At 35.1% G+C, this 8,614-nt stretch carries 6 protein-coding genes and 2 pseudogenes; 3 read left to right on the forward strand and 5 right to left on the reverse strand.

The features are described from left to right. Positions 1-216 precede the first annotated feature (216 nt). The 4 genes and pseudogenes from ACP6PM_RS21305 to ACP6PM_RS21320 form a co-directional block, all read right to left on the reverse strand. Positions 217-982: pseudogene (locus ACP6PM_RS21305) on the reverse strand (IS5 family transposase). A 143-nt stretch (positions 983-1,125) separates the two neighbouring features. Continuing rightward, positions 1,126-1,482, reverse strand: a complete 357-nt coding sequence (locus ACP6PM_RS21310) for an RNA-guided endonuclease TnpB family protein (RefSeq protein ID WP_426588158.1) — start codon at positions 1,480-1,482, stop codon at positions 1,126-1,128. 13 nt (positions 1,483-1,495) lie between these two features. Next, positions 1,496-1,960: pseudogene (locus ACP6PM_RS21315) on the reverse strand (RNA-guided endonuclease InsQ/TnpB family protein); the annotation flags it as partial. A 290-nt stretch (positions 1,961-2,250) separates the two neighbouring features. Next, entirely contained in the window at positions 2,251-2,340 is a 90-nt protein-coding gene (locus ACP6PM_RS21320; RefSeq protein WP_426588160.1) for a helix-turn-helix domain-containing protein, read from the reverse strand. Positions 2,341-2,641: 301 nt separating this feature from the next. Between ACP6PM_RS21320 and pap the strand changes: the two genes are divergently transcribed. Together pap and ACP6PM_RS21330 are read left to right on the forward strand one after the other, a co-directional pair. Further along, positions 2,642-4,129, forward strand: coding sequence for a polyphosphate:AMP phosphotransferase (gene pap, locus ACP6PM_RS21325; protein ID WP_426588162.1), 1,488 nt, complete (start codon positions 2,642-2,644; stop codon positions 4,127-4,129). A gap of 102 nt (positions 4,130-4,231) precedes the next feature. Next, the gene (locus ACP6PM_RS21330) at positions 4,232-5,218 is read left to right on the forward strand and encodes a YdcF family protein (RefSeq protein ID WP_426588164.1); all 987 of its coding nucleotides are present in this window, start codon (positions 4,232-4,234) and stop codon (positions 5,216-5,218) included. 407 nt (positions 5,219-5,625) lie between these two features. Here ACP6PM_RS21330 and ACP6PM_RS21335 read toward each other — a convergent pair whose 3' ends face one another. Next, positions 5,626-5,925: a hypothetical protein gene (locus tag ACP6PM_RS21335; protein ID WP_426588166.1), complete on the reverse strand. Its 300-nt coding sequence runs from the start codon at positions 5,923-5,925 to the stop codon at positions 5,626-5,628. 229 nt (positions 5,926-6,154) lie between these two features. Here ACP6PM_RS21335 and ACP6PM_RS21340 point away from each other — a divergent pair, with 229 nt between their 5' ends. Continuing rightward, positions 6,155-7,909: an ABC transporter ATP-binding protein gene (locus ACP6PM_RS21340; RefSeq protein ID WP_426588168.1), complete on the forward strand. Its 1,755-nt coding sequence runs from the start codon at positions 6,155-6,157 to the stop codon at positions 7,907-7,909. The last annotated feature ends 705 nt before the right edge of the window (positions 7,910-8,614 follow it).

Consider the following 8,614-nt stretch of genomic DNA (forward strand, 5'->3'; position numbering starts at 1 on the left):
TGTGTTCCTTGACCGTTATTAATACTTTAGCTAGTTTATTTCGGTTTGTAAAGGGTTTTAATTATATTTTTGTTTAACCAAGTTATAAGTATTGTTAATTAATTGTTTCTCAGACTGTTTGCTGAAAATAATAAAATTCAAAATCAATATTAGGGCGTGTCATCAATTAAAAAATTGACAAAATGGGTATTGTATGCTCTAGGTCGATGGCGATCGCTATGCTAATAAAATGACTGAAGCTACCAAATAAATGCCTCCCATAAAGTTTACTGAACGCTTGTCATATCTTGTAGCGATGGCTCGATACTGTTTGAGTTTGGCCAAAAAATTTTCTATAAGATGACGTGCTTTGTACAATATCTCATTTCCTGTGACGGCTTTCTTTCCGGTTTTTCTTAGGTGGGATCACTACTTCTATTCCTCTGTGGGTCAAAGGTTCAATTACCCGTTCCTGAGCATCATAAGCGTAATTCAGCCAAAACTGCTTCAGCTTCTACAACTGGTAAGATAACATCTGCTCCATCGCGCGTCCCATGCTTGGCCTGGAGTTAAAAATCTAGGGGTGGGATTACCCAGAGCATCTACTACCCCATGTATCTTGGTACTCAATCCTCCTTTGCTACGGCCAATATCTTCCTGTTCTGCACTACTGTTTTTTGCTCCTGCACTATGTTGATAAGCACGAACAATAGTGGGATCGATCATGGCATATTCATTATCTGCATCCTCAGCTAGAGCTTGAAAGAGTCTTTCCCAGACCCCCGAACCGCTCCAACGACTAAAACGGGTATGGATAACCCGGAAGTCCCCAAATCTTTCTGGTAAGTCTCTGGTTCGGAATTCCCGCCCTATATCTGTATAAAACAGCTTCCACAAAGAGGCGGTTGTCCTTTGCTGTCCTTCCGAGAGTCCCTTCACGCCCTGGTAGTAAATTTTGAATGGGTTCCCATTGGTCATGCCCCAAGCCATAAGGTGTAGTCATTTAGAGCAGTCCTATGTATGTTATTCCTATAGTTATTCTTCATAAGCATACTATACCTTTAATGTCAACATCTTTAATTGATGACACGCCCTAGGGTCTTTGACATCTTCCCCGGCCTAAAGGCACGGGGATTCCTACCGAGCCTAAGCTCCTCGGCGGGTTGACGCTTCATTGGCTGCTGCTGCCTTGGCGGTAGTCTTACGCTTGCCTCCACGTCCGTTTTTTGTCTCAGACTGCCCGCCCGCGACTAATATATTTATTGCTGCATTTTTGTCTCGGTCGTGTTTTGCTCCACAGTTGAGACACTCCCACTCTCGCACCTGAAGGTCTAATTTACCTCCACGGAAACCACAACATGAACATTTTTGAGAAGTAGGTTCCCAACGACTAATTACTCTAAAATCACGACCGTATTTTTCTGCTTTTCCTTCTAGGAATGTCCGGAATTGTCTCCAACCTAAATCTGAAATCGCTCTGGATAATTTACGGTTTTTCACCATACCAGATACATTGTCATACTTCTAAAACAACTTTTTGGTTTTCACGAATTATTTCAGTAGATAATTTATGCAGAAAATCAGTTCTTGTATCTTTTAACTTTGCATGGAACTTAACAACTCTAAACCTTGCCTTTTCATACCTTTTATACCCCTGAGTTTTATGAGATAATGACTTACTTAACTTTCTATACTTATTTATTCGTTTCTTCAGTGGCTTAGGAGCATCAACCTTTGTACCGTCGCTAAATGTAGCAAAGGTAGAAATGCCTAAATCTATACCTACTGAATTGTCAGTTTGAGGTAAGATTTCTGGTTGTATTTCTACTACAAAACTCAAGAAATATCTAGCGATTCGCGAATCGCCCCTACAATCTTTAATTACTGTTACTGATGATGGAGGAGCAGGTAACTCTCTTGACCAAACTATTTTCAGCTTTCCAATCTTGGCTAAATAAACTTTATGTTGATCAACTTTAAATCCTCCTTTTGTAAATCTTGCAGTTTGTTTTGATTTCCTGCTTTTGAATTTAGGAGGCTTAACATAACAGGTTTACCTTTTCTCTGGCCTTTTGTTGATTTGAAAAAGTTTTTATAAGCTTGGTTTAAATCATTCAAAGACTGCTGCAATGGTATGTTATAAACTTCTTTAAGCCACTCTCTATATTCAGTCTTTTTTACTTGGGTAATAAACTGTTTTTGCTGCTGTGAGTTAGTGGGTTTGTTACCTCCTAAAGTATATTTTTCTTAACAACAAGCTAGGCTATCATTCTAAACAACACGGACACAACCAATTAGCAAAGCTATTTGGTATTTTTGTCCCGGTGTTGGATAGATACGATACTTAAGTCTAGCTTTCATAACTTTACTATCAAACTAATGATATGATGACATATATATAGACAAAAATCAACTAAAAAAAGGTGGATTAGGTGGTTCTTCTTCAAGAGCTACCGAATAATTAAGGTTTAAAGCTTCTCCTTTAAAGGAGAAACAAGAAAAAATTTTCATGATTAGTCAATCCTCTCCTTGAAAAGGAGAGATAATAATTAATTATTAATTATTAATTATTAATTGTTGAACTCTTTGGTTTCATCTTTTCTATATTAAAAGTTAATGTGCTGAAAAATGCTTAATTCCCACTACTATACTAATTAAAGTGATGTTAGAGACTCTGGACTTAGACCTTTCCCTGGACAAAGATACCTACAAAACACAGCTAGAAACATTGATGCGACAGTTGCGATCGCTACAGACAGCTTGTTGGCAAAATAAATTACCTATGCTGATAGTATTAGAGGGTTGGGCAGCAGCAGGTAAGGGCGCTCTAATTAAACAAATAGTCGGATATATGGACCCACGGGGATTTGTTGTTCATCCAATTTGGCCTACTACAAAACAAGAGGAGCAATATCCTTTCCTGTGGCGGTTTTGGCAAAGAATTCCTAGAGCAGGACAAATTGGCCTATTTTATCATAGTTGGTACACCCATGTCCTAGAAGACCGATTGTTGAAAAGTGTGTCAGAGGCAGATATACCAATAATTATGCGACAAATCAATGCTTTTGAACGTCAGATGGTCGATAATGGGGCAGCGATCGCCAAATTCTGGATTCATCTGAGCAAAAAAGAACTGAAGAAGCGTCTCAAAGAAACCGCTGATGACCCATTGAGAGCTTGGCGAGTCAGAAGTCAAGACTGGCAACAAGCTAAAAATTATCAAAAATATACTGCTTTTGCGGAGGAAATGCTGATTAATACCAGCACAGGATTTGCTCCCTGGACTTTAGTTGAAGGAAACTCTCAACGTTGGGCAAGAGTCAAAGTCCTGACAGAAATGGTATCAATATTGACTCAAGCTTTAGACCAAATGCATATTAGGGTACCACGACCAAATAATCCTCTTCAAGAACAACTCAAACCCACCGAACAAGATTTTTTGGCTCAAGTAGATTTGACCCAATGCTTGTCGCCAAAACAGTACAAAAAATCTTTAAATGAGCAGCAAGAGCTTTTAAGTAAATTGCAATTAGAAATATACAAACATCAAATACCTGTTTTAATCATATTTGAGGGATGGGACGCTGCTGGTAAAGGTGGGGCAATTAAGCGGTTGACGGATAATTTGGACCCTCGTAGCTATGTAGTTAATGCTTTTGCTGCACCAACGGAGGAGGAAAAAGCCTATCATTATCTTTGGCGTTTCTGGAAAAAGTTGCCAGAAGCAGGAAAAATTGGTATTTTTGACCGCAGTTGGTATGGTCGAGTATTGGTGGAGCGAGTGGAAAGATTTGCTACAGAATCAGAATGGCAGTCTGCTTATCGGGAAATTAATGAGTTTGAGGAACAATTGACCACTGCAGGTTATGTTTTGGTCAAGTGTTGGTTACATCTAAGCCAGGAAGAACAGCTAAGGCGGTTCACTGAGCGACAAAACGACCCTTTTAAGCAGTATAAACTTACGGAAGAAGATTGGCGCAATCGAGAAAAGTGGCAAGTTTACGAAGTAGCTGTAAATCAAATGATTCAGCGTACAAGTACACCAACCGCTCCTTGGACTTTAATTGCGGGTGATAATAAACGTTATGCTCGTGTTAAAGTAATCCAAACAGTCACAGAAGCAATTAATTATCAACTGAAGTATCGATAAAATAAGTTGACTTTTATTTTTATATACGGAAAATGTTGCATCAATACAATTACTTGATTGAGCAAAAAATCCCAATTTTCTCAGGACAAAAATCAAAAAAATATGCTGATAATCTTAACCAGAATAGTATTTTGTATACTATTAATTTGTATAATTAAATCACTTTGGGACAGTTCAGGTGGTGATAAGAAAAACTTAATTTCTAAGTTGTTACTGGTATTTTCAATTATTCTGTTAATACTGGCATTTTATGCACCAGATAGTCCCGTGGGGGCTGCTGTTTTTAGGTTTCTAGCTTTTGCATTTAAACCGCTTGGTTTTTCGATTATATTGTTGGTTTATGCCACTACTCTAATATCGGGTGGTGGGATAAAAAATCCAGCACCAACTCTGATTATTACAGCCTTGATAGTTCTGATAATTTCTAGTGCACCAGTATTTGCTGTCTGGATAGCTCAACAAGCAGAAGAAGATGCTATAGAAGTAGTTGGTTCCTCAGCTTGTTGCAGTGAAACAGCAGATGCGATTGTATTATTAGGTCAAGGAACAACTCAACCAATAATACCAGATAGAATACAAATTCAGCTTACTAAAACGGCAGAGCGTATTATTTATGCGGCTCAATTATATAAAAAAGGTTTAGCTCCTTACATTATAGTAAGTGCTGGTCCAAGAATTGAAGATGATGTTAATACAGTTGAAGCTGTAGATATCAAGAGAGTTTTAGTAGAATTGGGTGTTCCAAGAGGGGCTATTATTCTTGAACCAAATGGAGCAACTTTGCATGAAAGTGCGATTGAAACTCGTGACATATTAGATGAAAGAGGTTTAGAACCTGTGGTTATTCTTGTTACTTCTGCTATTCAGATTCGTCGTGGTAGTTTAACTTTTACTCAAGAAGGAATGAGGGTTATTCCCGCTCCCACAGATTTTAATACTGTCAATCCTTATGAAGATTCTTCCTATCGTTTTGTACTAGCAGATTTTCTACCTAAAGCAGAAGCACTTTTACTAACTACTGAAGTTTGGGAAGAATATTTGGCATTATTTTATTACTTCCTACGCGGTTGGTTAGCTCCTGGTTTCTAAATAACCTTTTTGTTCTTTCATATAATTTAGTTTATGCCCCGCTTAAAAATTTTGAGAGAAAGGGGCATTTTCATTTTATTAATAGTTAGAGATTGAATGTATCAGGAAATATAAAAAGGATATAGGGAACAGGGAACTGTTAATTGGGATCTCTGAATTCGGAATTGGGATCGGGAGGAAGAAATCAAGACAACTATTTGTCACTTAAAAATTTAGGAATATATGTACCTCACACTTCTGGTATCTATCAGATTTCAATCCCTTGAAGTATTACTGCTTTTATATTTTAGTCACTACGCATCTCTCTTAATACTTATTTGACAAAGAGTCTCTTATACCAAATTTGGTTGCTCAAATTTGTTATAAAAAATTGTGGTCAACCTATCTCAATATTCTTCAAAAGATATTTATAATTGGTCATAATTACTAGGGTATTTAGCTGTTGAATTATTTTCTGAATTAGCAGGTGCAGGTTCAGATGTAGGTGTAGGTGGTTGGTCATTTATACTTTTTTGACCACCTGGTACTAAAAAAGTAACAATAAACCAAAGACCTAAAAATATAAGTAATAATAGAGTCACAAAATCTTGTCCTGGAGGTGGTTTTTGTTCTTTCTTTTTGGGAGATTCGAGTTTAACTTTAAGAGAATCAGTTTCAATAGTATTATCGTCTTTTACGTTGAATGTAAGAGAAAATTGCTTGCCCATATTTGTTAATCCTATTATGGCAAATATTATAGTCAAGATATTAATATCATTGTAGTAATATTTTGAGTTTAATTTCAGACAAGATTATTTAGTAGTCATACATTTACTTGATACAGATTGTTTGGATAGACAAGTAACTACCTTTTTGTTGAATCAAACATCAATTTTTTTTCTATATATATTTAAGTTTTTACAATCATAGCATTATCTAAAATATAACATTACTATTATGGCTCAATCTTCTCAACTACGACTCCAAAAATTAGTCTCCTACTTACGTCCTCATTGGCGAAGGTCTTCATTAGGAATTTTATCCCTACTTATAGTCAATACTTTGGGAATCTATATTCCCAAATTAATCAGTCAAGCTATAGATGATTTGGAAGTAGCAACCAAATTTAATGAATTCTTATACTATGTGCTGACAATTGTAATTTTTGCCTCCATTATGTGGGTAATTAGAATACTCTCCCGCATTCTCATATTTGGAGTGGGGCGACAGGTAGAATTTGACATCAAACAAAAGATTTTTAATAGACTTTTAAAATTAGAACCATCCTACTTTAGTAATAATACAATTGGAGATTTAATTAACCGTGCTACAAGTGACGTTGATAATATCCGTAGACTATTAGGTTTTGCAGTATTAAGTATTAGCAATACAATTTTTGCTTATGGTTTAACCATACCAGTTATGCTTTCTATTAATGTGCGGTTAACTCTATTAGCAATTTCTGTTTATCCTATTATGCTAATACTGGTAAAAATATTTAGCAATAAACTGCAAAGTCAACAATTAGCTGTGCAAGAAGAACTGTCTAATATGAGTGATTTGATTCAAGAGGATATGAATGGTATTTCTCTAATCAAAATATATGCTCAAGAAGAAAATGAAAGACAAGCTTTTAGTCAATATAATCAACGACTTTTAGATGTAAATTTAGATTTAGCAAGAACTCGTAATATTCTTTTTCCTATTCTCGTTAGTTTAGCAAGTTTAAGCTTGTTAATATTACTGGTTAATGGGTCAAGTTACCTGGAAACTGGCGAATTAACAGTTGGTAATTTTGTAGCTTTAATTCTTTATGTTGAGCGTTTAGTTTTTCCCACCGCATTATTAGGTTTTACAATTACTGCTTATCAAAGAGGAGAAGTAAGTATTGACCGTGTAGAAGCTATTCTCACAGTTGAACCAAAAATTCAAGACCATGAATCACCTCTAACTTTTCCACAAGTAGTAAAAGGTTGGATAAAAAGCCAAGGATTAACATACACTTATCCAGGTAGTAAAACACCTGCTTTAGACAACATTAATTTTCTGATTAAACCAGGAGAAACTATTGCTATTGTCGGACCTATTGGTGCTGGTAAATCAACTTTAGCAAATATATTACCTCGACTTTTAAATATTGATATTGACCAACTATTTATAGATGGTTATGATGTGACTCAACTAAAATTAGAAGATTTACGCAAGGCGATCGCTTACGTTCCCCAAGAAAGTTTTCTATTCAGTACAACTATTAAAAATAACATTCGTTATGGAGATCCATTAAAAGAACAAACAGAAATAGAATTTGCTGCCAAACAAGCACAAATTCACACAGAAATTCTCAACTTTCCCCAACAATATGAAACGATAGTCGGAGAAAGAGGAATTACTTTATCAGGAGGACAAAGACAAAGAACGGCATTAGCAAGAGCTTTATTAGTTGATGCGCCAATATTAATTTTAGATGATGCACTTTCCAGTGTAGATAATCAGACAGCAACTAATATTTTGCAAAATTTATCAACAGGAACTCAAAAGAAAACTGTAATTTTTATTTCTCATCAAATGTCTGCTGCTGCTACTGCAGATAGAATTTTTGTGATGGATAAAGGGAAAATTGTGCAAGCAGGAAATCATGCACAGTTAGTAGGGCAATCAGGTTTATATCAGTTACTTTGGCAGGAACAAAAGCTTAAACAGTTATTAGAATAGGAGGTATTTCAGTTATCAGTTATCAGTTATTAATTATTAGTTGTCAAAAAACTTATGTAGGTCATTTCAGTTATCAGTTGTAAAAGTTGACTCAAAACTTAAAAAGCCAAAATACTAAAATTGAAATTCATAATGAATCTAAACATAAATAAATTGAAAAATGGCAAAATCAAAAAAAGGAAAGCAGATTCAAGACACAGTTGTTCAAAAAATATAAAAGACTTTAGAGAATATTAGAGGGCTATCAGAAAGGTATCAGAATAATTAGGAATATTATTACATCAGAAAAAACGCAGAATAAAGTAAATCAATAAAATTTATTGAAAAATTATGAGTTTGCTTGCTCTTTTATCTACCTAATAATACCAATTATTAAAAATAATTCTATACTTGTCAGAATGTGGTGATATACAAGATAATTGACTTATAAAAATACTTTTCGCCAGACTTAATAATAAAATTTGCTAATAGTTTGCTTTCTGATGATAAAGGAGAAAATACGAAATTTGGAATTTATAGAATTTACTATAGCAGATGGAGGTAGTAAAAAAATTAGGTAATCTCAAGTTTTACCAGGATTAAAAATTTTTCTACTTACAGCACTTTTGAGGATTTTGAGGATAGTGAGATACAGTTTAAGTTTAATACTAGGTAGTGCTAAACAAGTAATGATTGATTATAGTGATGAATAAAATACCAAATTGC

The sequence above is a fragment of the Dapis brunnea BLCC-M229 genome (genome assembly GCF_050015995.1).
Taxonomy (GTDB): Bacteria; Cyanobacteriota; Cyanobacteriia; order Cyanobacteriales; family Microcoleaceae; genus Trichodesmium.